Annotated in this window: 28 protein-coding genes and 4 pseudogenes; 16 read left to right on the top strand and 16 right to left on the bottom strand. The window is 61.3% G+C overall.

Annotated elements, in window-relative coordinates; genetic code table 11:
- Positions 1-69: 69 nt before the first annotated feature.
- The 3 genes and pseudogenes from AB4Y32_RS36905 to AB4Y32_RS36895 form a co-directional block, all read right to left on the bottom strand.
- On the bottom strand, positions 70-312 hold the full coding sequence (locus tag AB4Y32_RS36905; protein ID WP_368726007.1) for a hypothetical protein: 243 nt from the start codon (positions 310-312) through the stop codon (positions 70-72).
- Positions 313-495: 183 nt separating this feature from the next.
- Positions 496-867, bottom strand: coding sequence for a hypothetical protein (locus AB4Y32_RS40785; protein ID WP_439899887.1), 372 nt, complete (start codon positions 865-867; stop codon positions 496-498).
- A 169-nt stretch (positions 868-1,036) separates the two neighbouring features.
- Positions 1,037-1,318, bottom strand: a pseudogene (locus tag AB4Y32_RS36895) (Hsp20/alpha crystallin family protein); the annotation flags it as partial.
- 196 nt (positions 1,319-1,514) lie between these two features.
- On the opposite strand from AB4Y32_RS36895, the pseudogene AB4Y32_RS36890 reads away from it, so the two are divergent.
- Positions 1,515-2,151, top strand: a pseudogene (locus tag AB4Y32_RS36890) (diguanylate cyclase).
- Between the two features lie 133 nt (positions 2,152-2,284).
- On the opposite strand, the gene AB4Y32_RS40780 reads toward AB4Y32_RS36890, so the two are convergent.
- The 6 genes from AB4Y32_RS40780 to AB4Y32_RS36860 all read right to left on the bottom strand — a co-directional run bounded on the left by AB4Y32_RS40780 (position 2,285) and on the right by AB4Y32_RS36860 (position 6,047).
- The gene (locus AB4Y32_RS40780; RefSeq protein ID WP_439899889.1) at positions 2,285-3,019 is read right to left on the bottom strand and encodes a sensor histidine kinase; all 735 of its coding nucleotides are present in this window, start codon (positions 3,017-3,019) and stop codon (positions 2,285-2,287) included.
- A 565-nt stretch (positions 3,020-3,584) separates the two neighbouring features.
- Positions 3,585-3,950, bottom strand: coding sequence for a response regulator transcription factor (locus AB4Y32_RS36880; RefSeq protein ID WP_368726005.1), 366 nt, complete (start codon positions 3,948-3,950; stop codon positions 3,585-3,587).
- Positions 3,951-4,219: 269 nt separating this feature from the next.
- Entirely contained in the window at positions 4,220-4,786 is a 567-nt protein-coding gene (locus tag AB4Y32_RS36875; protein WP_368726004.1) for an Hsp20/alpha crystallin family protein, read from the bottom strand.
- 47 nt (positions 4,787-4,833) lie between these two features.
- A complete protein-coding gene (locus AB4Y32_RS36870; RefSeq protein WP_368726003.1) occupies positions 4,834-5,112 on the bottom strand; it encodes a hypothetical protein in 279 nt (92 codons plus the stop codon).
- A 70-nt stretch (positions 5,113-5,182) separates the two neighbouring features.
- On the bottom strand, positions 5,183-5,590 hold the full coding sequence (locus AB4Y32_RS36865; RefSeq protein ID WP_368726002.1) for an Hsp20/alpha crystallin family protein: 408 nt from the start codon (positions 5,588-5,590) through the stop codon (positions 5,183-5,185).
- 16 nt (positions 5,591-5,606) lie between these two features.
- Entirely contained in the window at positions 5,607-6,047 is a 441-nt protein-coding gene (locus AB4Y32_RS36860) for an Hsp20/alpha crystallin family protein (RefSeq protein ID WP_015004230.1), read from the bottom strand.
- 256 nt (positions 6,048-6,303) lie between these two features.
- Between AB4Y32_RS36860 and AB4Y32_RS36855 the strand changes: the two genes are divergently transcribed.
- The 7 genes and pseudogenes from AB4Y32_RS36855 to dnaK form a co-directional block, all read left to right on the top strand.
- A complete protein-coding gene (locus tag AB4Y32_RS36855) occupies positions 6,304-6,687 on the top strand; it encodes a hypothetical protein (protein WP_368726001.1) in 384 nt (127 codons plus the stop codon).
- 692 nt (positions 6,688-7,379) lie between these two features.
- Positions 7,380-7,673 carry a hypothetical protein gene (locus AB4Y32_RS36850; RefSeq protein ID WP_368726000.1) on the top strand — a complete coding sequence of 98 codons (294 nt, stop codon included), beginning with the start codon at positions 7,380-7,382 and terminating at the stop codon, positions 7,671-7,673.
- A 51-nt stretch (positions 7,674-7,724) separates the two neighbouring features.
- A complete protein-coding gene (locus AB4Y32_RS36845) occupies positions 7,725-8,246 on the top strand; it encodes a hypothetical protein (RefSeq protein WP_368726023.1) in 522 nt (173 codons plus the stop codon).
- Between the two features lie 253 nt (positions 8,247-8,499).
- Entirely contained in the window at positions 8,500-9,657 is a 1,158-nt protein-coding gene (locus AB4Y32_RS36840; RefSeq protein ID WP_368725999.1) for a sigma factor-like helix-turn-helix DNA-binding protein, read from the top strand.
- A 256-nt stretch (positions 9,658-9,913) separates the two neighbouring features.
- Complete coding sequence (locus AB4Y32_RS36835; RefSeq protein ID WP_368725998.1) at positions 9,914-10,216, top strand: co-chaperone GroES; 303 nt, start codon at positions 9,914-9,916, stop codon at positions 10,214-10,216.
- A gap of 54 nt (positions 10,217-10,270) precedes the next feature.
- Positions 10,271-11,890: a chaperonin GroEL gene (gene groL / locus AB4Y32_RS36830; RefSeq protein WP_368725997.1), complete on the top strand. Its 1,620-nt coding sequence runs from the start codon at positions 10,271-10,273 to the stop codon at positions 11,888-11,890.
- Between the two features lie 80 nt (positions 11,891-11,970).
- Positions 11,971-13,386 (top strand): annotated as a pseudogene (dnaK, locus tag AB4Y32_RS36825) (molecular chaperone DnaK); the annotation flags it as partial.
- Here dnaK and AB4Y32_RS36820 read toward each other — a convergent pair.
- Together AB4Y32_RS36820 and AB4Y32_RS36815 are read right to left on the bottom strand one after the other, a co-directional pair.
- A pseudogene (locus AB4Y32_RS36820) lies at positions 13,382-13,561 on the bottom strand (IS256 family transposase); the annotation flags it as partial. The pseudogenes dnaK and AB4Y32_RS36820 overlap by 5 nt on opposite strands.
- Positions 13,562-14,069: 508 nt before the next feature.
- A complete protein-coding gene (locus AB4Y32_RS36815; RefSeq protein ID WP_368725996.1) occupies positions 14,070-14,297 on the bottom strand; it encodes a hypothetical protein in 228 nt (75 codons plus the stop codon).
- A 1,083-nt stretch (positions 14,298-15,380) separates the two neighbouring features.
- Between AB4Y32_RS36815 and AB4Y32_RS36810 the strand changes: the two genes are divergently transcribed.
- Positions 15,381-15,572: a hypothetical protein gene (locus AB4Y32_RS36810; protein ID WP_368725995.1), complete on the top strand. Its 192-nt coding sequence runs from the start codon at positions 15,381-15,383 to the stop codon at positions 15,570-15,572.
- A 318-nt stretch (positions 15,573-15,890) separates the two neighbouring features.
- Here AB4Y32_RS36810 and AB4Y32_RS36805 read toward each other — a convergent pair whose 3' ends face one another.
- Positions 15,891-16,490, bottom strand: a complete 600-nt coding sequence (locus AB4Y32_RS36805) for a short chain dehydrogenase (RefSeq protein ID WP_368725994.1) — start codon at positions 16,488-16,490, stop codon at positions 15,891-15,893.
- Between the two features lie 178 nt (positions 16,491-16,668).
- On the opposite strand from AB4Y32_RS36805, the gene AB4Y32_RS36800 reads away from it, so the two are divergent.
- The 3 genes from AB4Y32_RS36800 (at position 16,669) to AB4Y32_RS36790 (ending at position 20,109) form a co-directional block, all read left to right on the top strand.
- Positions 16,669-18,189, top strand: a complete 1,521-nt coding sequence (locus AB4Y32_RS36800; protein WP_368725993.1) for an SWIM zinc finger family protein — start codon at positions 16,669-16,671, stop codon at positions 18,187-18,189.
- 6 nt (positions 18,190-18,195) lie between these two features.
- On the top strand, positions 18,196-18,444 hold the full coding sequence (locus AB4Y32_RS36795; protein ID WP_368725992.1) for a hypothetical protein: 249 nt from the start codon (positions 18,196-18,198) through the stop codon (positions 18,442-18,444).
- 357 nt (positions 18,445-18,801) lie between these two features.
- Positions 18,802-20,109 carry a tryptophan leader peptide gene (locus AB4Y32_RS36790; RefSeq protein WP_368725991.1) on the top strand — a complete coding sequence of 436 codons (1,308 nt, stop codon included), beginning with the start codon at positions 18,802-18,804 and terminating at the stop codon, positions 20,107-20,109.
- A gap of 184 nt (positions 20,110-20,293) precedes the next feature.
- Here AB4Y32_RS36790 and AB4Y32_RS36785 read toward each other — a convergent pair whose 3' ends face one another.
- Positions 20,294-20,596: a hypothetical protein gene (locus AB4Y32_RS36785; protein ID WP_368725990.1), complete on the bottom strand. Its 303-nt coding sequence runs from the start codon at positions 20,594-20,596 to the stop codon at positions 20,294-20,296.
- A gap of 341 nt (positions 20,597-20,937) precedes the next feature.
- On the opposite strand from AB4Y32_RS36785, the gene AB4Y32_RS36780 reads away from it, so the two are divergent.
- Together AB4Y32_RS36780 and AB4Y32_RS36775 are read left to right on the top strand one after the other, a co-directional pair.
- Positions 20,938-21,063, top strand: coding sequence for a hypothetical protein (locus tag AB4Y32_RS36780; RefSeq protein ID WP_368725989.1), 126 nt, complete (start codon positions 20,938-20,940; stop codon positions 21,061-21,063).
- 382 nt (positions 21,064-21,445) lie between these two features.
- Positions 21,446-21,622 (top strand): hypothetical protein, encoded by a 177-nt coding sequence (locus AB4Y32_RS36775; protein ID WP_368725988.1) that lies wholly within the window; start codon positions 21,446-21,448, stop codon positions 21,620-21,622.
- Positions 21,623-21,740: 118 nt separating this feature from the next.
- Here AB4Y32_RS36775 and AB4Y32_RS36770 read toward each other — a convergent pair whose 3' ends face one another.
- The 3 genes from AB4Y32_RS36770 to AB4Y32_RS36760 form a co-directional block, all read right to left on the bottom strand.
- Positions 21,741-22,061 (bottom strand): hypothetical protein, encoded by a 321-nt coding sequence (locus AB4Y32_RS36770; RefSeq protein ID WP_368725987.1) that lies wholly within the window; start codon positions 22,059-22,061, stop codon positions 21,741-21,743.
- Positions 22,062-22,630: 569 nt separating this feature from the next.
- Positions 22,631-23,080, bottom strand: coding sequence for an RDD family protein (locus AB4Y32_RS36765; RefSeq protein WP_368725986.1), 450 nt, complete (start codon positions 23,078-23,080; stop codon positions 22,631-22,633).
- Between the two features lie 1,668 nt (positions 23,081-24,748).
- Complete coding sequence (locus AB4Y32_RS36760) at positions 24,749-24,952, bottom strand: cold-shock protein (RefSeq protein ID WP_012406518.1); 204 nt, start codon at positions 24,950-24,952, stop codon at positions 24,749-24,751.
- Positions 24,953-25,496: 544 nt separating this feature from the next.
- Here AB4Y32_RS36760 and AB4Y32_RS36755 point away from each other — a divergent pair.
- Together AB4Y32_RS36755 and AB4Y32_RS36750 are read left to right on the top strand one after the other, a co-directional pair.
- Positions 25,497-25,784 carry a hypothetical protein gene (locus AB4Y32_RS36755; RefSeq protein WP_368725985.1) on the top strand — a complete coding sequence of 96 codons (288 nt, stop codon included), beginning with the start codon at positions 25,497-25,499 and terminating at the stop codon, positions 25,782-25,784.
- Between the two features lie 107 nt (positions 25,785-25,891).
- The gene (locus tag AB4Y32_RS36750) at positions 25,892-26,353 is read left to right on the top strand and encodes a hypothetical protein (RefSeq protein ID WP_368725984.1); all 462 of its coding nucleotides are present in this window, start codon (positions 25,892-25,894) and stop codon (positions 26,351-26,353) included.
- Positions 26,354-26,476 lie beyond the last annotated feature (123 nt).

Raw genomic sequence — 26,476 nt, 5'->3', positions numbered from 1 at the left:
AGAGATCGAACCAGAAATGGATCGACAGGTGTCGAACTCGCGTCCGGCCAGAAGTTGCTGACCGGCGCGCTAGGTCCGTCGAACATACCGGTCCGAAACAACCGAGCGTTGCTGGATCCATGCGAGGGCAAGCTCGAGTGCTTCGTCGCGAGCCTCCTGCGCGTTGGCAAAGTCCCCATCGACGCCGAGCGTGCGTGTATCGCCGGCCCGGTCGGTGACAATGGCCGCTGCCGCGTAGCGACCCGTGCCGGTGGGGGTTGCCACCGGCCGGACCTCGCAGCCGTGATACTCCATCACTTGGTCCGTTTGCATATGACACCTCCGGCAAAGCGTCGCGCCGCGTCCGAAACACGGGAGCGACGCGGGATGCTCAATCAGTCGTGCAGCAGGCGGCACATTCCCGCACGACACCTTAGGGCCCTGGGGGCACCGGCATGCGCGAGAACGCTTCTACGACCGCGCGCGTCGACGGTGAGTCCGCCCGGGGAGGCCCCGCTAACCCTGCGCCCGCGCGTCGCTGCGAGGACGACAAGCTCGTCGCTGCAATCGCGCAGCCATTCGGCCTGCGCGTTCCGGCACCACGATGTCCGTCGTGCGACCATCGGGCACGAAGGGCTTCTCCAGTCTTTGTCCACCGCCGGTGCCGGCGGTCTTCCGGCTTAAACGCGGTGCGCCGCCCGGGTGAAGCGCGTCGAGAAACGTTCTGCCCTTCCCGGTCAGGTACGCGCGCCGTGCGCCCGAGGCGCGATGTTCCAGCATGACCAGCTGGCGCTCGAGCAGCGCGTCGAACTCGGCGCGATTCAATTCGAGCTGATCCGGCGCCTGACGAACCAGCATCAGACTCGCAAATTCGTGTGGACTGAGCATTTCCGTCTCCCGTAAGACCTGGGCCATATAGCAGGGGCACGGTCCGTAAGAACGACACGTACTGGAGGCCATACAAGGGCTGCGCTGCCAGGCAGCGTGGCGCTCTCACGCGAGGAAGCGCGCCTGCGACCCCGCGTCGTCGAGACAGCTCGCGTTGCATGGCTGGTATCGCGTACTGCCTCGTTTGGTTGTCGGCCTCCGGCTCGGGGAGCTTGCGTTCGCCGCCGATCGTCAGCCCTCTTGTCAATCGAGACGTCGATCGCTGCCGGGCGAAGCTCCGGCGCGGACGCGACGATCCTGGCGCACTCGTCGGTGCTGCACCAGTTGACGGGAGGGAAAGGTTGCGCATCGCGCGCCGGCTCGCGGAAAAGCCCGCAAAGACACTTGCCATCTGCAACTGCAGGCGGTCGAATTCGCCCAGCAGATCGATGCTGAAGAAAAGATCGCTCATGGCTGGCTCCTTGAAACCGGGGCCTCTCACGAAGAACGAACCGGACCACGCGCTCCAGTTCGCCTGCCTATGGGAAACCCCTCTGACAAACAAATCGAAACACGCAGCGCTAATCGCGACTGCCTGAGCGATGCATAAAATAGCGCAAGGAATGGAAATTTCAAGAGGCTATGCAACATGTCATCCGGGAGGCTTCATGGTCCTTTTCGATACGCTTCGGGAACAGACGGACAGCGTGCGCCTGCCACTCCTTGCCGTCACGGTCACGGCGGCTGCGCAGGTGAATACGCCGCTTTTTCTGATACTCCACTGGCACGCTTTCCGGCGAGCGACACCGCTTGTCCTGCCCGGCGTTGATATCCCGCCACGGCCGGTTCCGGCTCGGCCATCCAGCCGAAGTGCTGTGGCACAGTTTTGAGACCGTGGACGCCATGCGGCTGGATGCCGCGTGGCAATCCGGTGCGTGGGAAGTCGAGCGGCGCGGCTGCAACGTGATCGGCACCAGCGCCGCCGAGGCGCTCGCCTGCCGTCAGGCATTCGGCAACTATGGAGAGGACGTGGCGCGCGGTGCACAGCTTCTCTATGACGAAACCGATCGCGAGGAGCTGATGCAGCTTGCCGCGCGCGGGGACTATGTGCGGCTGTCCCGACACGTCAAGGGCAGCCCGTGGAGCACACCGGCCGAGCTGGACAATACCCCTGATGCCGATTGCGGCCGCCAGCCTCCCTGTCCCGTGCCGCCTGCGCCTCGTGAAGCCACGCAGACACCATCCGTCAGATCCTCGTGTTCACTAAAATCGATGCGGGCACGCTCTTCCGGTGCGCGCCGATAAGGCTGCGCGTGCAACATTGCGGGTTCCGGCTCCCAGCTTGCCGGTTAAAGAACGTAGCTGCAACCGATATGTGAACGGCTCCGCCAGCGCTGCATGCGCGATCACGGTGCAGGCGGGCTGTCCTGCCTGACGACTAAAATTCCGGTTCGCTGGCAGGCGTCTCTGGCAGAGGCGGCAGAAACGGGGGCGGCGAAACCCGCGCGTCGTCTGCTGGTAACCAGAACCGGACGGTGGTAACCCCGTCGCCCGATTGCATTTCCACGCGGCCACCGTGGGCCCGTACGATTTCCCGCACAATATAGAGGCCAAGCCCGACCCCCTTGCCGACCCTGGCCGCCGAAGCGTCTTGCGCACCGCGACGCAGCGGATCGAAGACTGTGGCCAGCACGTCAGGCGGCAACGTCTGCCCATGGTTACTGACGGCCAGTGCAAATCCGTCGTCCTCCCGGCCAAGATCGACGGCAATTTCCGCGCGCGCATCGCCGTGCTGGACGGCATTCATGAGCAGGTTGACGACGACTTGCGTCAGACGCTGTTCGTCGAAGCAGCCCATCGCGTTGTCATCGCCCAGCTGCTTGCGTATCCGCAAACCTGGCGTCGAAGCACTGACCTCGTCAATGGCGCGCAGCACGATGTCGCGAAAACTGGCAGGCTGGAGATTCATCGGCAGGATGTCGCCCAGTCGCGTGCGCGCGAAATCGAGCACGTCGTTGATCAGCAGGCGCAGCCTTGTGCACGCGACCTCAATGCGACCGAGCAGCTTGAGCGTCGTGTCCGGATTCATGCGGACCTGTCGCAACGCCTGGGCGGACATGGCGATCGCCTGCACGGGGGAACGGAGATCATGCGCGATCACGCCCGCAAACATGTCGCGTGTGCGCGAGAGCTGGGTCGTGTAATGGGCGATCGATTCACTGAGTGCCTGATCGAGCGCTTCGTTAAAGCGAACCAGTTCGTCAAGCGTCGTGGCGAGATTGTCCTCCGCGTGCGTTGTCCAACGGCGTGTGACACTCACGCGCATGGCTCTGAATTCGGCCACCATCTGATCGAGGGTAAAGCCATGCCGGTGGCGTTCCTCCGCATGGCCTCGGGCAACGCGCGAGATGGTCGCCGGCCCGGCAAACCGGCCGGCGTGCAGCGTTGCAATCCGGCCAATATTGAGGTGCGGAGCTCGCAGGTCAGCGGCGATGGCCAGCATCAGCTGCGCGGCGAGGTCCTTCAGTTCGTCGTCGGACAGGTCCTGCGAGTCGTCCGTCAGCCGTCTGGCGAACGAGATCCAGTCGGCGACCAGCAAATCCAGATGGGATTCGATGAAATCCGCGAGGTGCATATCCTGATCCTCCGTGACGTTGGTGGCCCTCGGCGTGGCGCACGCGCGACGCCGGGTGGTGGCTGCACCTGGAACTACTGTTCATTGCCAGTACCCCGGGCTCTCAGATGCGCCCGTCTTTCGATGCCCCAAGCAGCCCATGAAGTGCCTGTTCGATCTGATCGATCGAAACCGGCTTGGACAGAAATAGGTCCCACGAGGGACAACGGACGGCGGTGACGACGCGGACATCAGCACGACGGGCACAGAGGCGAGCTGCGATTCTCGACGCATGCATCGGGCAAAGCGCGACTCCGTCCATCACCGGCATCCACCAGTCCGTGACTACGGCGTCGGGGCGCAAGCCGGTCATCGCAGCCAGCGCGGCCGCGCCGTGTTCAGCAACGATCACCCGGTAGCCCGCGCACTCAAGTAGCAGTCGCAATGGCTCGCGCATGTCGGCGTCTTCGAAGAGCAGCAGGGTAGTCACTTTGCGAGCGTATTAGCGGATCAAGCGTGCGCGCAAACGAGCACTAACCGTGCCGAAGAAGATTTCGTTTCCCAGTGCGCGCGGACGGCACACCGTTGTCTTGCAGGAGCGGCCGTGCTGACGCGTACGGCCGCAGGCAGGCAGGCGGGCCCGGCATCGCCTGGTGGCTCGCCGACGGTGTGCGGCACGACACCGGAACTTGCCCGCACTCATGACACGCCCGGGAAGAATTTACCTGCCACGGTCCCGGGACTGTGCTCCGTCGTCAGCTACTTCCCGTGGCGGATTTCGATCTTGCGCGCTATCGATCGCGCCGCGCCCGTCCGGGGCACACGTAGATTCAGCACACCCTTGTCGAAATGCGCGTCGAGCTTGTCGATATCGATATCCTCCGGCAAGGGGATGGTGCGCAGGAACGCGCCGTAGGCCCGTTCGAGCCGGTAGCAGCCTTGTTCCTCACTGCGCGCGTCCTGCTTCTTTTCGCCCCGCAGCACGAGCGTGCCGTTTTCAATCGTCGTATGCAGGTCCTCGCGTTCCACGCCGGGCAGTTCGGCCGTCACCCGTAGCGCGTCACCCTCATCGACGACATCGATACGTGGCTGGAAACGCGTCGGTGCAAAGTCGCCGAACCAGCGGTCAAGCGCTCCGAACCCCGCGTACGGGTCGTTCAGGAACTCATGCATCACGCGCCAGGGATCGGCATGCACCAGTCGCGCAACGTCGGTGCGCTCCGATGACGGCGCCACCGTGTCCGAGGGTTTCGCCTTCCCGTTTGCGCTTGTCCTGTCCTTGCGCAGGAATCTGAACGGGTTCCACTTTTGCGGATCGGTATCCATGGTTGTCTCCGTATCAGTGTGAAGCTGTTTCGTAGAACCTTCGGCCGTCACGCGTCAGCACCGGATGCGGCCGGGGCGCCAAACACCCCGCGATCGACGAGTTTGACCACGTACTCGAACGCAGCCTGACGCGCTTCGCCAGCGCTCCCCCAGCGTTCGCCAAAGCGCGGCAGATGCCAGTCGGCGAGGATAGTGCCGTCGGATTCGATGCGCACGATGGCGACGTAGCCGTCTGGCGCTGATGTGCGCGACACGATGTAACGCACGGGGATCGTGCAGATGCGGATCTCACGGCCTTTCCATGCATGATGTGTCTCTTCAGGCATCGAACCTCCCTTTCGTGCGGGCGGTGGCAGCACGAGACTGCCGCCGCCCAACCCTTTCACCACTGGCGCATCAGCCGGTCTTCACCTCGATGCGGCGCGGGCGCGCTTCCTCGCGGCGCGGGATGGTCAGCTTCAGGACGCCGTCCTGCAGACTCGCCTCGATCTTCGAGGTATCGAAGTCCGGTGACAGTGTGAAGGTGCGTGCGAAACGCGGTTCGCGGACTTCGGCATGCTGCAGGCGCAGGTTGGCAGGCGTCGGGACGACTGCTTCCGCCTCGATCGAGAGGTTGCCGTCGTGCACCCGTATATCCAGCTTGTCTTTGGTGACGCCGGGCAGATCGGCCCACAGCGTGACGGCCAGGCCGTCCTCAAAGATGTCGACGGCGGGGGTAATCGTCATGCGGCGGGCAGGCTGCTCGCCTTCCCTGCGCGCGAGTGCGGACTGATCGCGTTGAGTGACTTCAGTCGTGTCGTTCATGATCGGCTCCCGGGGGTTACTGGACGGAAATGGCGCGTGGCTTCGACGATTCGCGCCGGCCGACGGTGATCATCAGGCAGCCGTTCTCGTAACGGGCCTGGACCTTGTCGGGATCGGCCGTCTGCGGCAGTTCGATGACGCGCCGGAATGCGCCGGTGAAACGCTCCTGCGCGTAGATGCGGGTGTCATCATTCACGTCCTGCCGGGACGGTTTGCGCTCGCCGCTGATAGTGAGCACACCCTTGTCGATCGACACGTCGAGTCCGGCGGCGTCGATGCCCGGCGCGAACGCGACGATCTCGATGGAATCGTCGGTCGCGCCGATGTTGACGGCCGGGAAGGTGCCAAACCGGCTCGCGCGGATGCTGGACGGGAAGGTATTGAACAGACCGGCCATCTGCCGCTGCAGCCGATCGAACTCGCTGAACAGGTCGGTGCCGGAATAGAGATCGCTCATGATGCTGTCCTCCTCGAATCACGCATGGAGGCGAACGGGCCTACGCGCTCCAGTTCGCCTGCCAGCGTTGGCAAACAAATCGAAACACGCAGCGTGCGGCCGCCAGGGAACCAGCAAGCACCGCACATCTGCCTGAGCGAAACCTAAGATAGGTCCTCCAGTGAAATTTTCAAGGGGCAAAAGCGAGCCCGATCTTGAAAATTTTTGGGCCGCTTCTATCATCGCGGACAAGGCGGTTTGACGACAGGAGGACTTCATGGAATTCGATACCGACTGGTTGACGCTGGGCCCGCATCGCGTGCGGCTGCGCTCCACGAAGGGCTTTCCCACGGTAGCGATGCGCAAGGCGGTGGAGGTCGTCCGTATCGCGGTCGACAACAACATGAGCGCCCGCGCGCGCCTGGTGGAAGTGGTCTGCCGGCAGGAAAAAATCTACGACGTGACGATCGGCACGACCGTCGCGAAGGACAAGCTCTGTGCGCCGCAACTTGAAACGTTCATCGCGGGCGTGCTCGGCCTGCCATCGGACCACATCAGCCTGATCGTCACGACAGTCGAACAGTCCGAGGTGGATCTGCACTTTGGCGTGTATGAGCGGATGCTCGCCGAAAAGCTGGGCACGGCGCCGCCGATCCAGTGAGATGGGAGGCTCAGATACGGCACAGCGTCCTGCCAGGAAGGAGGTGGACGGCCGTCCCGTGGGCTACGGCTGCTCTGGCCACGCGGACCGGAGCGTAAAGCTCTGACGATTTCCAGCCGCAGGTGCGGGTGGGCGGCGTTTTGTGAAGCGTCGTGCGGCCGCCATACGGCGCAGCGGCACCCGTGAATCTGAACTATCGCGCGTACCTTGAAATTTTTAGTCAGTTACACTAAGTTGTATCCAGCTCAGGCAGTGTGCCCCATGATCCACCGGTTGCACACTGCGTGTTTCGATTTGTTTGCCCCGCAGCATGGCAGGCGAACTGGAGCGCGCAAGCCCGTTCTCTTCCTTGCTGCCGCTAAGGAGAAGACGATGAGCAACCTTCATCCACGCCCGGACTCCCGTCTGTTCGAGCGCCTCCACCGCACCACGGCCTCCCTCGCCGACGTTCTGCGACCACTCCCGGAACGCGCCCGTCGCATGCTCGATGCACAGGTCAATGCGATGCGACCCACGATCCGACGGGTGGCGTCGCGCATGCGCAGGCACTAGCCGGGCAGTGATCAGGCAGGCCATACGACGTCAACGCTAGTCACCACGCCGGCGAATGCGGCAATGCGCGCAAGGCTCGCATTGCCGTCGGCGTCACCCGGCGACAGCGACATTGAGCCAGATCAGAACATCGTGATCCGATGAAGACGGGCAGGCTCGAGCGGCGCAACGGATACGAGATTCGTATCCGAACGATCCTCGTGTACGACGCGCGCAACATGCCCTGCGTGGAGGGTCCTGCGGCAGGCGGCCACGCCGTGTTCGCGCAGATCGCCCGCGAAGGTGAGATCTACGTGGACCGGCACCTGCCGCGGCGTCACAAACGCTGGGCCAGTCGCGAGGAGGCCGAAGCACAGGCGCTGGACTACGCAGTCAGGCTGGTCGAGCGTCGCCCGTTTGACGGGCCGTCGCCGGATTTTCGGGAGGCGGCCTGACGCGGCCTGGCTGAACGTGAGCACAGGTACGCAGTTCCGAAGGAGGTCATGATGGAACTTCACATGCATTCACACCATTTCGATCGCCGCATGCCTGAGTGGCCGGCAGCCCTGATCGGCGGTTGCGTGGCAGGCGCGGTTTTCCTGATGATCGAACTCTTCGCGATGCGGCTCGCTGGACAATCCCTGTGGGTGCCGCTACGGATGATTGCTGCGATCGTGATGGGGCGTGACGCACTGCAAGCCGCGCCATTCGCGCCGGGCGTCGTGGCGGTGGCGCTGGTCACCCACTTTGTGCTGTCGATTCTCTTCGCCGTCATTCTCGCGGTGATCATGGCACCTTTCAGCCTGGATTCGAGCGTCGGACTGGCGTCGCTGGTGGGTGTGGTATTTGGCGTGCTCCTGTACGTGATCAATTTACACGGCATGACATATCTGTTCCCGTGGTTTGCCGATGTGCGAGGCTGGGTGAGTTTGCTCAATCACATCGTGTTCGGGCTGGTGGCGGCTGACGCGTATCTGGCTCTGGAGGGCCGGGAGCCAGACGTCAATGAAACGACGGGCGCCGGTTGAAGAGACGCGGCTTCCTGGTGGGCGCCTGGTGATGATTCGGGCGCATCGCGTGAGGACGTGGGTTCTGGTGTGCGTGTTGAAGATAAGCAGGAATATAAGCAGGATCGCTAATGAATTTAATGCAGGCTGACACGGATGACGAGGCATCGAGGGGTGCCGGGTTGCGCTGAAGGCCCTGCTCGCTGCGGATGCCGGCTCTGCGGTGCTGCGCCGGGTCGCGGGCGGCCGGGCAATGCCATTGAGGCGGTGGGCCATGGACAGGTTTGAGATGAAAACGGCGATCAGTTACCGCAATGTCGCGAAGCTTTCCCGTCCCGGGCTGGAAGATCTGATCGGACGGCTTACGGATCGGCGCCTGAAGCCCCATCTGTCGCACTTCCCATCCGGGCTGGTACGGCTGCAGGCGACGCTGGAAAGGAGCCTGCATCGCAGTCTCTACCGCGTCCGACTTAGGCTGGTGCTACCAGGTGCAACGCTTGCGTGCGGCCACGATGCACCGGAGCCGGAGAAGGCGATCGAGCACTGCATCTCTGAACTGGAGCGACAGCTGGAACGCCACGTCGCGCACCTGCGTCACGAGGACGCCTGGCGTCGCAAGGAGCGGCGCGCGGGGTTGCGGCAACTCAGGACGGCGGTGGCCGAACAGACGGACGCCGCGTCCGCGCTGTTCGGCGAGACCGTACGTCCGCTGCTCGCGTCGCTCCAGCGCTTCGTGCAGCGGGAACTCGCCTATCTTCAGACGCGAGGTGATCTCGCTTCGGACGAACCGTCGGTCGACGATATTGTCGACGAGGCGCTCGCGCGCGCCTGCGAGCGGTTTGCTGAGCGTCCGCGCCGGCTCGAACCGCTGCAGTGGCTTTACCAGATCGCCCTGGAACTGCTTGAAGCGGAAGTCGCACATCGCCAGATCGAGGAAGGCCGATGCATCTCGCTTGAGGGCCGGTTGCCCGTCCAGCTGCACGAACCGCGTGAAGACGATGACGAGCTGCTGTTCGAGTACTGGCAGCCCGATGAAGTGCTGCGCCTTGAGGACGTGGTGCCGGCGACGGACGGCACGCCTGAGGACGCTGTCATCACGAGGGAACTGCGCGAGCTGATCGCCGCACTGCTCGCCGAGCTGCCAGAGCCATGGCGTCGTGCCGTGACGCTCTGCCGTCTCGAAGCGCAGCCCGAAGCCGCCGCGGCACAGGTTCTGGGGATCACGGAGGAGGAACTCCGGCACCGGCTTGCCCACGCGGATGCCTTTCTCACGGCGAGGCTCGGTGACCTGCGGCTGACACCACAACCGTCGGTCGAGCCTGCCGGTTACATCGCGCGGGGCACGCTGCCGCCTGCATCCGGGCTGTCGAGGGATTTTGAGGAGGCGACGCGGCGCGATACCCCACAGGGGGCGCGGCCCGTTCATGATTGAACGCGGACGCAGGCATGTCCCAACCATGACGGAGGGCGACGATGAAAATCGCAACGAGAACGACGCCAGACCATTTCGATGACGTCGACAGAAGGCTCGACGAGGCGCTGGAGGAAACCTTTCCCGCGAGCGATCCCGTCGCGTGCACGACGATGCCTTCGATCCGGCCGTCAGCCGTGCGATCGCACAAAGCCCGGGCAGACCGGCCCGCGCGCAGTCTGGCAACCATATGCGAACCGGTCACGGGAGCTCGATCATGAAACTCACGCCCTTGCATGACCGGGTCGTGGTCAGGCGCATGCAGCGGGAGCGCACGACCGCAGCCGGTATCGTCATCCCCGAGACTGCTGGCGAAAAGCCGGACGAGGGGGAAGTCATCGCGATAGGCCCCGGCAGGCGACTTGAGGACGGTCGCCTTTGTGCGCCTGACGTGAACGTCGGCGACCGCGTACTGTTCGGCAAATACGCCGGCACCGCGGTCAAGATTGAAGGCGAGGAACTGCTGGTCATGCGCGAAGACGACCTGCTGGGCGTGGTCACATCGGGCCCAGCCCCATAGGCCCTGCGCCCGGTGCAACTGTGCTTCGTTTGACAGGTCAGGAGGTGGCGCGAAATGTCTGCCAAAGATGTCAGGTTCCACGAACTCGCCCGCCAGCATATTCTCACGGGCGTCAACATCCTTGCCGATGCGGTCAAGGTCACGCTCGGCCCCAGGGGGCGAAATGTCGTCCTCGAGCGCGCGTATGGTGCACCGACCGTCACCAAGGACGGCGTGTCGGTCGCGAAGGAGATCGAGCTGCGCGACCGGTTCGAGAACATGGGGGCGCAGATGGTCAGGCAGGTCGCCGCCAAAACCTCGGATGTCGCCGGTGATGGTACGACGACGGCCACCGTGCTCGCCCAGGCCATCGTCCGGGAAGGCATGAAGTATGTCGCCTCGGGCCTGAACCCGATGGACCTCAAGCGTGGCATCGATCAGGCGACCGCGGCGATTGTCGAGGAAATCAGGAAGCTTTCCCGGGCGGTCACGAACGGCCGCGAGATCACGCAGGTGGGCACCATCTCGGCCAATGCGGATGAGGAGATCGGCAGGCTCATCGCGCAAGCGATGGACAAGGTCGGCAAGGACGGCGCCGTCACCATCGAAGAGGGTAAATCGCTACAAAGCGAACTCGAGGTCGTAGAGGGCATGCAGTTCGACCGCGGGTGGCTGTCCGCCTATTTCATCACCGATCCCGAAAAGCAGTCCGCTGTGCTTGAAGAACCGTACATCCTCGTGCACGACAGGAAGATCTCGTGGATCCGCGACCTGCTTCCCGTGCTGGAAGCGGTGGCCAAGGCGGGCAAGCCGCTTCTCATCATTGCCGAGGACGTCGAGGGCGAAGCCCTGACCACGCTGGTGGTGAATTCCGTGCGCGGCGTCCTGAAAACCGTCGCCGTGAAGGCGCCCGGTTTTGGCGACCGGCGCAAGGTGATGCTTGAGGACATCGCGACGCTGACGGGCGGGCTGGTCATCTCGGAGGAAACGGGCGGCAAGCTCGAAAACGTCAAGCTGGAGGACCTCGGACGGGCGAAGCGGGTGGAGATCGAAAAGGAGGCGACGACGATCATCGATGGCGCCGGTGACCGGAAGACGATTGATGGGCGCGTCCAGGCGCTCCGTCGTCAGATCGACGAGACGACGAGCGACTACGACAGGGAGAAGTTGCAGGAGCGCATTGCGAAGCTGTCCGGTGGCGTTGCCGTCATCAAGGTAGGCGCCGCGACCGAGGTGGAGATGAAGGAGCGCAAGGCACGGGTCGAGGATGCGCTGCACGCAACGCGCGCGGCGGTTGAGGAAGGCATCGTGCCGGGCGGCGGCGTCGCTTTGCTGCGTGCCCGGGCCAGCCTCGGCGATGTGCGGGGCGCCAATGCCGACCAGGATGCGGGCATCCGCATCGTGCTGCGCGCACTTGAAGAGCCGCTGCGCCAGATCGCCACCAACGCGGGCGAGGAGTCCTCGGTCGTGGTGAACAGGGTGCTCGGGGAGACGGGCAATTTCGGCTGGAACGCGGCTTCAGACACCTACGGCGATCTGGTGGAGATGGGAGTGGTCGACCCGACCAAGGTGGTGCGCACGGCGCTGCAAAATGCCGCGTCGGTAGCCGGGCTGATCCTCACCACTGACGCCGTGGTCGCTGAACTGCCGAAAGACGAGGCAAAGGCAGTTGTGCCTCCAGTAGTCGATTATTGATACGGGTGTCCGCACGGCGGCAGAGCGCGTCCGCCTGCGCGGGCGACACAGGGCAAAGACTGAGCATCGGCGAAGACATCATGCGCAAGATCATCGGTATCGACCTCGGCACCACCAACTCGTGCGTGGCGCTCATGGAAGGCAAGCAGGTCAAAGTGATTGAAAACGCGGAAGGGGCCCGAACGACGCCGTCGGTGGTCGCGTATCTCGACGACAACCAGATACTCGTCGGCGCACCCGCCAGACGTCAGGCCATCACCAATCCGGGGAATACGCTGTTCGCAGTGAAGCGCCTGATCGGCCGCCGCTTCGAAGAAAAGGAAGTCCGGAAGGACATCGGCCTGATGCCCTACAGGATCATCAGGGCCGAAAACGGCGACGCGTGGGTCGAAGCGCACGACGAAAAGCTCGCGCCACCGCAGGTGTCTGCAGAGGTGTTGCGCAAGACGAAGAAGACGGCCGAAGACTATCTCGGCGAGCCAGTCACGGAAGCCGTGATTACCGTGCCAGCGTACTTCAACGACAGCCAGCGCCAGGCGACCAAGGACGCGGGCCGTATCGCGGGGCTCGAAGTCAGGCGGATCATTAACGAGCCGACCGCAGCTGCCCTCGCGTTCGGTCTCGACAGGCAGGAAAACCGTGACCGCAAGATCGCCGTACTCGACCTCGGTGGTGGCACTTTTGACATATCCCTGATCGAGATCGCCGACGTGCGCGGTGAAAAACAGTTCGAAGTACTATCGACGAACGGGGACACGTTCCTCGGCGGTGAAGATTTCGACCAGCGCATCATCGACTATCTCGTCGGCGAGTTCAGGAAGGAACAGGGCATTGATCTGTCAAAGGACGTGCTCGCACTGCAACGCCTGAAAGAAGCGGCCGAAAAGGCGAAGATCGAACTGTCTTCGAGCCAGCAGACCGAGATCAACCTGCCCTACATCACGGCAGATGCCTCCGGGCCGAAGCATCTGAGCGTGAAGCTCACGCGCGCCAGACTCGAGGCAATCGTCGAGGATCTGATCGAGCGCACGATGGAGCCGTGCCGCATTGCGATCAAGGACGCCGGGTTGTCCACGGACAAGATCGACGACGTCATCCTCGTTGGCGGCATGACGCAGATGCCAAGGGTGCAGGAGGCGGTCAAGGCGTTCTTCGGGCGAGAACCCCGCAAGGATGTCAATCCCGACGAGGCGGTCGCCGTGGGCGCGGCGATCCAGGGAGCAGTGCTGTCCGGTGAACGAAAGGACGTGCTGCTGCTTGACGTGACGCCGCTCTCGCTCGGCATCGAGACGCTCGGCGGGGTCATGACAAGGATGATCGAAAGGAACACCACGATACCGACCCGGTTCTCGGAGGTTTTTTCGACCGCCGACGACAACCAGTCGGCAGTCGGCATCAAGGTCTATCAAGGCGAACGCGAGATGGCGAGCGGGAACAAGCTGCTCGGTGAGTTCAAACTGGAAGGCATTCCTCCTGCGCCGCGTGGCATGCCGCAGCGAGCATGCGCTCGGCCAGTTGCTTCTTCAGTTGGCCGGCCAGGCCCGATTCGCCCAGAATCGACTCGGCATCCTTGTTCTGTACCTGCGCCAGCAGTTGATCGATCAGCTCATCGGGGAACAGCTTCGGCGCCTTCGGGTTCTTGCTCTTCTTGGTCACTGTTGCTTCGGTCATAGGACGTTATTTCCGTTATCGTCTCATGACCTCGGCACACTAAAAATCTGACAGGCTCCTGGGCCATACCTGTCATGAGCGGCGTCGAACTCATTCGTGCGTTGCGAGCCGACCCGACACTATTGTGTGTGCCGGTTATCCTGATGTCCGAGTCGAGGAAGCGACCGTGTCTACGGATTTTTTGCTCTATCCGCAAACCGTTTCCTGCAACCGTATTGCTGCGACAACTGCGTCGACTCCGCGGCCGTCGGCTCCGTGCTCAATATTTCGGTGCCGGGCCTATAGTCGCGCGGGCGATGGTGCGTCTCGACGATGATTGGCGCAAAGAGAAAAGGGAGCCTTGCACCCGCGCCGTTCTCGGTTACATCAGGGAGTGAAGCGATGCTCAACACGTCACCAAAATATTGGGCGGCAGCGCTGACTGCCGTCGCGATGGCACTTCTGTTACTGACAGCAGCCTCCTCAGCGTTGCGGGCGGTGCTGCTGAGGGTCGCCTCCTCTAGGAAAATCATTCGCGAAAGAATTCAAGAAGAGACTTTGGCGCCGTAGGAATGGCGAGCAACCATTGCCACCAGGCTGCAGACCATTCGTCATAGCCTAATCCGGAAACCGAATTTCCCGACGGGTAGACTTGGGAGCTTACGCTTTGAGCAAAGGCGGCCGGAGCGACCGACATACCGAGAAGGACGCCGGTTGCCAATGCAAGCGTGCGTCCATATTTCATCGCTTCTTTCATGATGGGTCTCCGTTTGTCTCGAGATTGAACGGGTTCAGACTCCCCCGGGTGGTGCCGTCACGGGGCAGCACCGGCGTCGCAGGGTACTGAAGAAGAAGGTCAGCAACGTCTTGCCCTTGGCAACTAGACCTTCGATTATTCGCGACTTCACAACAGGTCGATTCATCTTCAACAAATCCGCAGCGCTAATTGCGACGCGCTACCACAATCAAGAGGAAGAAAGGCCGCTTTGCACGGGTGCGCTATGACACGTCCCCCTTCAGAGGGATTACAGAGCGAACGCAATCGCCCAGTCTCTGTGCTTCGTTCGCGACAGAGGCAAGCGCATGTACGCCGGAGAGAGGGCGTGCCTGTGCGCTACTGACGAGGCGTGGAAAGTATGTGTCGGAAGCAAGTGTCCATAGTCGCCGATTCGTCTTGATTCACTACACCGCCCCGGACACCCAACAAGCTCACGATGAGGTGAGGGTGCGTTTCAATATATGGGTAAAGCCTAGGGCAGCGAATAGTTGATTGCAAGCAACCGAGACATATAAATTTCGTGACGGGATATGAATGAAGTCAATAGAAAATAAGGACACCATATTTATCAATAGATGGTTCGGCTTGGACATTACAAACGTTTTCATATGTCTGTTTCCCAGAACTCGTAGCGCCCGGCCCGTAGCCGAGATAGCCCTCTCTTCGACACAAGGCGGACGCATTGCGCGTTGCCCAAGGCCGGTGTTCAACGGCACTGCTGCGGCGTCGGAGGACACACCCAACCGGTGATGCTTGTCTCAGCACGGACCGTCTACCCCGACGACGCTGTCAATATATTGTGCTCAAAGCATGCTGAGGGACTCCACTCATCCCATTAAGCGAGAAGGCACGCATAATCTGCGTGCGTGCTGTCCAGCGCGCCAGATGTCAGTCCCAGAGCCACAATGGCTTCGTCGTTTGAGGGTGTCGAAAGGGCCGCGCCGGCGTAAGCCCCCATAGTCCAATAAGGTCACGCCGGCTTTTGCACCATCTCTGACCCACGCGTGTTACACACGTGAGTTCGACAGTTAATGTATTTCGCATCAGTCGTTATAGCTTAGGGTGGCTGAAGACAAGCTGAAGCTGCTACTTTGTGCCTGCCAGCAAGCGTCTTTTAAAGAGCAAACTTTTCTGGAAGTGTCCCACGAAAACAAAACGGGACTGAGTATTGAGAGCCTGCTGATGTTTCACCTTTGGCGACCCACGCTTGAAGTCGAGAAGATGGTGCGGCATATTCAGACCGTGCGCATCTGAGCAACGTGCGTGGTGCATGCACTGAGGGCTGGCAGCCTTGAAATTCTCGGTGTCTGCGCTCGCGGGTTGATGCCGAGTCCGTGATGCGTGAAAGCGAGCGGCCTCGGTAATAGAGGGCAAATCGCTGCACAGTTTACAGGTTGCGCCCAACTGCCTCCTGACATGAATATTGTCCTGCCGGCGAGGCTCATGGTCGTTTCCTCGAAACTTGGCGTGGCGTGCGGTTAGTTCGAAACGCGACGTTGCTAAGAGTCAAAACACCTGAAGTCGAATGTCGTTGCTTCGACGGCAGCTCGCTGAATGACGGCGGCACTGCTTTCACCACTTCACGACTTGAATGACCTCTCCTGTGATGTCCTCCAGCAAGCACCGTTTGTATGTCTGGGCGACCGCCTCGGCGGGAACCCCAGCGGAGCGAGCCTGCCCCATTGCTGCAAGCGTCTCCGAGACCCAGCCTGGGCTAACGACATTGACCCGTGCCTTGCCCTTCAGTTCGAGCGCCGCTGACCTGCCGAATGCATCGATGCCGGCGTTCACGATGCTCACGGCAGCGCTCCCTGCCATGGGGTGTTGCGCCAGTATTCCGGAAGTCAGCGTCAGTGACCCGCCTTGCACGACATGGCCGACTGCGCACCGGACAAGATTGACTTGGCCCATCAGCTTGTTGGCCAGGCTGAACGCAAAGTCGTCATCGGTCAGCGTTTCGAGCGGTGCGAATTTTGCCGAACCTGCCGTGCAAATCACGGCGTCCACGGTGCCGAGTTGCTGATACATGGATACGATGGACGCCTTGTCTGTGAGGTCCACGGTCATGTCGGGGCCGTTGCGGGTTGCGCCAATGACCTTGTGTTCAGGCGAGAGCAGTCGCGCAACTTCCTTACCGAGCAGTCCGGTTGCGCCGATTATCAGTACGCGCATGGTCTCTCCTTATCCGGAAAGGTCGTAGCCCGCGCGGTGCGATACATCGCACGTGGCATGAAGACGAACGCATATCGTACTACCGCTCGCAGCAATGCGAACCACCGCTACTTACGCGGTGCTTCGGGGCGCGCGGGCTAGAATGGCCAGTTGACCCACGTGAAGAAACTGACACGCCATGTCCTGCGAATCACCATTTTGTGATGTCATCACGCGCGCTGAAATCCAGTCGCTCGCGGATGCGAAGACGTTTGCCCGAGGCGAGGCCTATTTCCACGACGGCGCGGTATCGCGGCTTGACGAGCGGGATGGCGTGCTTCGCGCGCATGTTCGTGGCACGCACCGGTACGGCGTCGAGCTCGGCGTCAGCGACGACGGCGAGCTGACCTACGAATGCGACTGTCCAGTGGGCGAGGATGGCATCGTCTGCAAGCATGTCGTGGCGGTCGCGCTGTCGTGGCTCGAGAACGCTGGCGAGGAGGTGTTCCATGCCGACGACGTGGAGCCGGCGAAGCCCCGCCGGAAGCGCAAGACCTATGAAGAACTAATGCGAGAATACGTCGCGACGCTGAGCGACGCCGCCGTACGCGACCTGTTGCTGGAGGCCGCCGAGCGCGATATGTCGCTGCGCGACAAACTGCTTTTCGCGGCGCGCGCAGCGGCCGCCAGTGACCTGCAGAGCATGAAGACTGCGGTGCGACAGGCGACGCGCGTCTCGCGTCCGCTCGACTGGCGTGAGGCGGGCGGGTATGGCGATGGCCTGATGTCACTAGCGGACATGCTGCGGCAGCGTCTTGCAAGTCCACACGCCGGCCAGGTCGTGGAACTCGCCGAACTGGCCATTGCCTGCGCTGAAAACAGTCTTGAACAGATTGATGACTCCGGGGGCGATGTGATGCCGGCCATCATGGAACTTGCCGCCGTCCATCTCGAAGCGTGCCTGCAGACCCGCCCCGACCCGACGAAGTTGGCGGAGCGCCTGTTCCGCGCTCAGACGGAAAGCGCGTGGGACACGTTCTACGACGTGCGGCCGGCTTACGAGGAGGCGTTAGGCGACCTGGGGCTCCGCAGGTACCGCGAGCTTGTAGAAGACGGATGGGACGGTCTGCCCGCACTGCCACCGGGCAATGAATACCGCAGGTCGTTCGACCCCCTGCGCATGCGACTGGAACATGCAATGACATCGCTGGCGGAGCACGCCGGCGACGTCGACGCACTGATTCGCATCCGCTCGAAGGTCCTGTCGAGCCCGTACCGCTTCCTGCAAGTGGCGGAACTGTGTGCGAAGCATGACCGTTTCGACGACGCCTTGTCGTGGGCCGAGCGCGGTCTTTCGGAATCGGGGAAGAATGTGGACCAGCGCCTGCTGGACTTTTGCATTCAGGCATACCTGCGCCGTGGCGAGTTTGCAAAAGCTGATGCGTTCGCTTGGCAGCGCTTCGAAATGCGCCCGGTTGCGGACGCATTCGTCGCATTGATGGATGTCGCCAAGGCTACCGGTCATCCTGATGCGACACGCGAACGTGCGCTCAATCATCTCTGGTCGCTCGTTCGCACCGAGGAGGCGCCGACCAAAGCGAAGCGCAGTGTCTGGCATTCGATGACGCGCACGGAACTGGTCAGAATTTTTCTTGACGGGCGTGACCCCGATGCGGCCTGGGAAGCCTTTCTCGGCGGTCCGGTGGCCACGCATATGTGAGCAACGATGGCGTCCGTTCGCGCGAAGACTCATCCACACGATGCCATTGCGCTTTATCACCGGTTGCTGCCGGTTGCCGCTGACAGTGGCACACGGAACGCCCGTTATGATGAAGCGTTCGGCATCGTGCAGACCATTGGGAAGCTACGGGCGCAACTGAACGAGCACGCCGAATTTGCTGATGAGCTGGAGAGTATCCGGGAAAGCTATCGTGCGAAACGCAATTTTATGAAGTTGCTGGCGACGCTGGGCTGAAGGTGCTGTCTATGTTGGTCCAACTGTAGCGCGCACAGAATCCAGCCTTCCTTGCTGCTTCTGCTGCTGCTGCCGCGAAACTGTCCATACCCCACGTCAAGGCCTTCTCAACGTCACGCTTCGTTCAACACGCTCGCCGTAGCTCCAGACCCCGGCGAAGCAGGCGGGGAAAGCCTGGCTTGTAGCGGCACGAATTCACCAAAGGTGGTTCACGGTCATAGCGTCTTGACCCGCCTTGAAGCCCATCGGGCTGCAGCAACTCCTCCGGAGCAGCAAGGGCGCCCGCCGGTTTACGCTCCCCGCCGAATATGCAAGTATCTCTGCCAGCGCACACCGCAAACCTTTGCGAGGTCCGGAATGGCTTGGAAACTATGGAAAACTGAGAAGCGTCACGACGAGATGCGCATCTGGCCGAGCGGTACGCACGAGTCGTTAAGGCAGCTTCTGGATATGTACCTGGGTCGCGACGCGCCACCGTTCGCACACTGGGCCGCGCCGGGCATCACATTCACGCCCGACATCGAACCGCTTGCCCGAGAGGGAGTCCGGGGATATCAGCTTGCCCTGTGGTTCTGGTTTTTTGCCGAGAAGCACGGCACTATCGCCTCAAAAATGGTGCGCGAATCTTTCTGCCTGCTCGCCGACGCGATGCAGCCATCGTCGGGCGACGAGTATGACGCACTTCTCGACCTCGAAAACCGCCTGGCGCATTCTGTCGAGGCCATTTCCGCCGAGCAGCGCACCTTCCGTCAGGAGGGGCTGACTGTGGAGCTACCGATGGAGTTCTTTCTTGCTACCGGCTTTCTCCGGCTCGCACCGGATTCTCCTTATGCCGGGAACGAGAGCGCCAGCCTGCAAGGCAATGACTACAAGCTGGCCGACTGTTTTCGCCATGCAACCCAGGAGGCGGTGGCGGTTTTCCGGCCGATGATAGGCGCGGTCGACTTTGATGCAAAATCACTGCCCAACTGGAGATGGAGCGTTCATTCTGGCGCCGCCGAGCGACACCTGCAACGACGCCACAACAATCCGCTTTTCCCCTTGCATCGCCAGATGGTAACGGCACATGAGGTCTATGAGGCACGTCTTGCCGATGCTCAGGCCCTTCAGGACGTCAGGAACGAGCTCAATGAGGTTAGCCGCTCATTCTCGCAGACAACTGAACTGCCGTTGAACTGGCAGTCCTTTCTTGAAGAATTTCGGGACCACGTCGACAGACTCGATGAACGCCGCCTTGTCGCTGGCGGACAGAACGCGTCCCTCGGTGACGCAATTGGAAAACTCCGCGCCGACATCATCACGACCTGGCGCGCTTCGATTCACAAGAACCGGCACAGCCTTGCCACCTTGGAGCAGGAAGAAGCGAAACGGGCCGAGCGACGCACGCTGCTGTATGGATGCGACTGGACCGCGCAGCTTTTGAGCCACGGGTCCCTGATACCGCCAGAAGAGGTCGTTCCCGCCCTGCTGAGCGAGTCCGCCGCTGAGTTGGAAAAGGCGGTGACAGGCCTGCAGGCCGAACCACGGCTGCATGAGACGCTTGCGCAATGTAGTGCCACCGCGCATCGGCTTGTGAACCAGCTTCGGGCGGCTGGTCACAATTTTCCCGATATCGGCGACAAGCTTCGGATTCTGGATGGTGCGCCCGGACAGTTGCCGGCCTGATTACCTTCGCGGTGTGCCATGTCTTCTTCGTCTGCATGAGCGCTGACGTCATCCCTGGCTGTTACCTGTCGGGCTGAGCGGGGATGACGGCGACGCAGCCCAAGCTGTCACGTCATCGCTACACCTTCCGGTGAAATACGGCTTTGTTGTGGTAGTCGCGTTTTTGTTTTTACCGTGGCTTATTTCAAGTGACCGCGGGGGCCGACGGGCCTTGTGCAGAGCAGGCGGCGGCTACCTGCGCAACATGCCGCTCAGGGGTTGGCCTCAGGCCGGCGATGGTAGGCGGAAACACACACCAGCTGCCGTCGTCGTGACGAAAGAAAAACAATTCGCGTACTCCGTCTGCTGACGACGTCTCGACGCGCACATAACGTCGCCGTCCCAGTCGCGTACGACCGAATTCGGTCACATGAACCGGTGTCGCGAAACCCGGCGCGAGCCATTTTTCGACCTGACGACGCAGTGACTGGTCATTTCCGTTTCGCACGTTTCCCTCCAGCAAGTCTGAAGGCGACCGCCGTTGCGGTGTTGTCGCTGACGATTTCGCGCCTCATCTCATCAACGCAGCGAGCGACCAGGATGTTGACTTTGGGCTCGTGAGTTCTGAAACAGAATATTTCGAGCGTGGATTGGCCGATACGGTGGGTCGGTGATGTCTAGTATCAATGCCGTGTATGTGCCGTCGCTCGAGCACCGGGCTCGGGAACTGGCCGAGGCGGTGTTGTTCCTGTGTGAAGATACGAGAGTCTGCCGCAAAAGGGGCACCGGTGGCGAGCACATCTGGCAGCATCACACGAGTTCCGCGCGCTTCGGCGTGACGACACCACGATGCGGGCATCGCTCGCCTCGGAAATCGAGCGATTCAAGCTCAGGCTGTTGACGGGCGCCGCACTCGATGCCGCGCGCAGGCGTGAGCTGCCGGTGCTGTTTGCCGCCCAGGTTTGTTTGAAGTAGCTGGTCTGCCGAGCCCCACCTTCAAGGTGGGCATTTCATGTGCGCTTGATGCACGCCGGGCGGCGCTAAACTGAGCGTGCTACCCGTTCGCCGGTCCTGTCACGGGCACGGCGCAAACCTGGCGGGCAAGCCTGGGTGGGGGAAGGCACGATGTCGATTGAGAGAATCTGGGTGAGGGCCAGCTATGCGGTGAGGAGTAACTCGCAGCGCACCTCCGGCCAGGTGGAATTCATCGCGCGCGTGACAGAGCCTGAACAGGGCGCCAGCCTGACTGAGCGTGAAGGCCGGCCGTGGCCCGTCGACTGCATGTGCCCGCGTCGAGCGTCGACATCGTCGGGCTCATCACTGACTGAACGTTAGCATTCCGGCAAGGAGCGGCACCATGAAAACCGACGAGCAGGTCCTCTACGTCGATCGGTGCAAGGCATGCGGCCATGCCGGCGATGTCTATCTCGACGATGATTCGCACGAAGGAGAACGGGGAACTTGCGATTCGTGCGGCGAACCCGTCGCGCTGGAATTGGATGGCGGCGTGCGGTTCGTCCGCGGAAGCCAGTAGCCTCAGATTGCGGCGCGCCAAGCGACCGTGATTTTGTCGGTCATCGCAGGCAGGGGCTTTCGCGGATGAGGCAAGCTAAGCCGCGAAAGCCCCACCCCACCGTTCTCGACTCTTCTGTTTAGTGGCCGCCGTCGGCGTTGCATCGTGGCAAATGACCACAGGTAGTCAATCCCAAGGGGGTTAGGCTACCACTTGCGCTGGAGCTTTCGGAAACGCCGCCATACCCGGATGTGTTGTTGTTCATTTCGCCGTGCATCGTATCCAGCGTGCTCGAGACAGGGTCTCCGTGGTAGGTCATGCCGGCAGTCGCTGCGCCATGCGCGTTGCCTCCGCCACTCCCACCGTTGCCATTTCCACCACCGTCCGCAAACGCGGCGCCCGTCGCACAGAGTGCAGCAACGGTCCCGCAGGCCAGGGCGACCTTCAGTGAGTGCTTCATGATACGTCTCCTGCAAGCTCGACACGCTTGGTTCGCATCGAGACTGATGCGCCGCTAACGACGACGGACCATCTGCACAGCGGCGGTGCACAGACGGTCGATTCGACCCGGATACGCTGGACGCTTGTGGCGTCAAGACCCGGGGTAAGAGTGGGTCGTGTACCGCTGCTTTAAGTGACACGGTCGACGCCCGATGCGGGTTGCGACCAGGAGAGGCCCCGAATCGCACTGCCCGACAGCGCTGCAGCTACCGCATAAACGAGCGACTCGGTGAGTTCTTGAAGGAGGGTGTGTTTTGAAACAGTTTAACGGGCCGTGAGCCACAGGTCCCTGATACCGCCAGAAGAGGTCGTTTCTGCCCTGCTGAGCGAGCCCGCCTCTGAGCTGGAAGGCGGTGACAGGCCTGCAGGTCGAACCACGATTGCATGAGACGCTTGCGCAATGTTGTAGAGCCAGCGGTCGCCGCCTGGTTACTGCAATGCAGGTCATGCAATTTCTCGCATCACCGGCGCGATGTGTCCATCAGGTGAGGCAGTGTGTTGGATGCACCTGACCTGCGGAACACGCTCTCATTTCTTTATCGATAAATTGCTGACCGTGGCTGCAACATCAATCACCACCGTGTTGGCCACGCGGTCATGCAGAGCTTGCTTCCGCGGATTGAACAGCACCCACAAAAACCCAGCACCGAATGTTGAAAAAGTGAGCAAATAGCCGAGAGTGCGCAACATAGCTTGCGTCACGGTCATCGGCTGCCCGGTATCGGCATCCACGATTCGAAGGCGCACCGCGCGCTTTCCCGGTGACGTTCCCCATACGGCCCACATTACGCCAGTGACCAATATCGGGATGCACTGGTCAACCATAAGCCAGAGAATGATGGACGAGGCAAAAGCCTCCGGTGCCATCAGGATGTCTTCGGTCGAAGGTCCGAGGGGGATGAACAGCAGGATGACCGTCCACCATATCGAATCAATGAACAGGGCGCGGGCGCGCTGCGAATAAGTCGCGTAGCGCATCAGAAGCCGTGCGTCGACGACGTTACCGGAGGATGGCAGACTCCGACGCCCCAGCCCAGTAGGGTCGATGAAATCCGGTAAGCCCATTTTGTTAGGAATCTCATTTGGAAGTCCCCGCTGGTGTCTTTTCGGCCGGCGAGCAGTCCGGCCACACTGGCCTCCTCGTCAAGCTCGTCCCAATGCAGACCTTTGTGCGAGCTTGACATGCACATTCGCTGACGTCGAGCGGACAACGCCGCAACCCGGCGCGGGAATCATGACAGTGGAGCACGTGAACTCACAACCGCGGCTCAACCCGACAACAAGGGTTGTGTCGTCAAGCAGCACCTTTATCGCGACGGCCGTCATCGATATGCATCCAATGTTTGTCGTGATACCCGGGTCAATTGGGCAGCGACTGCTGTTGCACTTCGTCACTCGGTTTCACTGTAGCCTGCGTACGCGCTGCCAATCGCTCATGATTCGTTGTCCGCTCTTCTGAACTAGGTGGAGGAACGACCGATGTGTTGGCAGCTCCTCCGTGCGCCAATTTTTTGACGGAGTAGCTGGCGAATGCATGCCCATTCGCACTTCGCGCGCTCGTCGACCACGCCACCGTGATAATTTTTGCCACCGAGGTGTCGAGCGCGGAGAAAATCGCATGCTTGCACGCGCTATCAAGCCCGAGTCGGGCCTGTGAATCATCACTGGACGAAGTTTTGCCGTGCAGCAAGTCTCCGCTTGCACCGCTTCCGTCACCGCCAGGACCACCTCCCAGGAAAGGGCGTCCTCACGATTCGCATGCTCCAGGTCCGCGAAGAGTTCATGCCAAAATTTAACGCCTCTGTACGAGCGACCGGGACCGCGCACGAACCGCAAGCGTGCCAATAATGCAGCGGTGCGGGCCGCCTCGACTTGTGCCGCCTTCGCGACCGTCCGGGAACGGCCCCAAACACTGCTTCGCCGGCAGACAATTGACGCGGCAAGAAAGGCCAACATCATGACGATGACAAACGCCTGATTGCCTTGGAGCAAATTTTCGTATGTCATACGGTCAGGAGCGCTTCCGCCTTTTTTAAATTGCCATCAGCCCGAGGCGCTGAAGCAGCGTCTTGCCCTCGGATGTCAACCGCAACCCGGCACTGGTGGAAGTCGTTCGGGCGACTTCCATCAGGCGTTCCTGCTGAAGCGCGACTGCATCGGGTCAGCGAGGGCGACTTGCGCTGGCGCACTGAACAACACCAGTAGCATTGCAATCTCGTGGTGACTGAGCGGCTTTTTCACCAGGCCTTTCCATGAAACTGTGCACGGAAGCTATCGCGCTCGCGACATGGCGAGCGACGGCGGAGGGTAAGCACAATACGGGGAACAAGCCACTATAGCGTTGCCATATGACAAACGCCTGAAGGCATGGAATCCACGAGACAGCCGATATTCAGGTGAAACCTGCCGGGTGGCGTTGCTGAATGACGGCAGGCGGCGGGAACCATGCCGACATCGTTGCGAGTCTCTGGAAGCACGGGCCTGCGTTTGCGCGAAATGGTTCACGACGTTTGACCTGCATTCGGCAGCGCGCAACAGAATGCGCAATGTCATCTTCGGGTAGCTGAAAAGCAGAAGGTAAAAAGTAAAATGAATGGCCCGCGTTGGGCGGGCCATTCGTTGAGCAGAGGCAAGCGTTCGGACCCGTTAGACAGGCTTGATGTTCGCGGCCTGCTTGCCTTTGGGGCCCATCTTCACATCGAAGCTGACCTTCTGATTCTCCTGCAGCGACTTGAAGCCTTCAGTCTTGATTTCGGAGAAGTGGGCGAACAGGTCTTCTCCACCGTCGTCCGGGGTGATGAAGCCGAAGCCCTTTGCGTCGTTGAACCATTTCACTGTGCCAGTTGCCATTTCTAATCCTGTAAATGTTGAGAGTCGCATTCGCGATTGCGGAATCGCACGGTGCGACCCGCCGCGACGGACGACTTTGTATCACGGCAAGATGACACCTGCCAATCCGCACGTCCACGGACAGCGGGGCCACCTGCTAGTGCACGGACGCTCAGACCCCGCCGGTAGCCGTAGCAGCGAACCAACAGGGCATGCAGCTTCAAGCTTTCCGTAATCCATCCTAGGATGGTAATTCTGACGACGCTCGCACCATGATTCGTATCGAATTCACGATGCTGGTGAAATTGGTGAGCAATCGAGTTGCGTTTGCAGCTCCATGCAGTTCACGTGCGCGGCACGGTTATGTCTGCGCGGCGTAGCGCATTTGCAGTTGGTTGTCTTTGCTCAAGACTGATTCAAGTGCTCATGCAGCGCATTCGGGTGATGCTTCGAGCCTTACGATGCCGCAGACTCGTTCGTGGCGCTCCCGGCGGAGCGCCTGGAGCCATGAAACAGACTCGGACCCATCTAGATGGCCTTGATGTCTCGACATAGTCTTCGAAAGATGAAGAAGAAGACATCTGTAGCAAATCGCCGTTATATCTGTTGGCATCATCCCGTTTTAGACAGCGGCCGCTTCATCTCACGGCGGTTCGCGTCCTCGTGCAATTGCGAGGCGTCTTCTGCAACTTTTGCGGAAGGAGTTAGCCCGGTCGGTGCCGTCGGCGCCCACAAGGCCAGGCCGCTAATTTTGATGAGTTCAGGCAACTCGATTCGGTCGAGGGAACTCAATATCATTCCTGGTGTCGGCATTGGTGCAGTCACCGCGTTGCTGGTCGGACATGGCGAGTGACTCGCGTGCACCAGCCAGTGGCCAGGCTATGCCTCGGAGCGCATCAGCGGCTCATCTGACCAGCAATCTTCAGCCACAACGTCTCTTCACACAGGAGAAGAACATCCATGTATTTTCTTGAAACAGGTGGCGCACAGCAGTCTGCCGCCGCTTCGATGCTCGAATTGGGGCAAAAGGCGATAACCTGGCATTTCGCCTTCCTGCAGCAAGCTACCGAACTGTCGCAAAAGCTCTTTGCCAGGTCATTGGAAGTCAAGAGCGGTCCGGGTTTGTTCGAGCTTGCGCAGGACTACCTTGCGGGCGTTCACAAACTAGCCTCGGAGGTCGTGTGCGCCCAGGTGACGTTGACCGGGGAGGCGATGCGCGCCGGCTGCCAGAGTCTTATTCCGCAGGAAGCCGTACCGTGCCCGGCCGCCGCGTCGGACAAGGTAGAGAAAGTCGTGGCTGGGGGGGACATCGCCGAGGCGCAAGTGCGTGCGCCCGAAGAGGTCGAAATCGTCAAGGCAATGATGGAAAGGACAGCCGCGCCGGCCAAGGTCCGTCGCAAGTCGCGGCCTAAAAAGGCTTAAGGCAATGCTGATCAAGTCCACCACTCATGGCTGTCATGCGTTATAGCGTGGACATGCGACGGTAAAACCAAAAACGATGAAGCAACTGACACTGGCGATGGCGGTCGATCAATGCGCGGGATT

Origin of the sequence: Paraburkholderia phymatum (assembly GCF_040965635.1) — a bacterium.
In the GTDB taxonomy this organism is placed as follows: Bacteria; Pseudomonadota; Gammaproteobacteria; order Burkholderiales; family Burkholderiaceae; genus Paraburkholderia; species Paraburkholderia phymatum_B.
The sequence above is the reverse complement of the archived record's forward strand: the minus strand, read 5'-3'. Positions and strand labels throughout refer to the sequence as shown.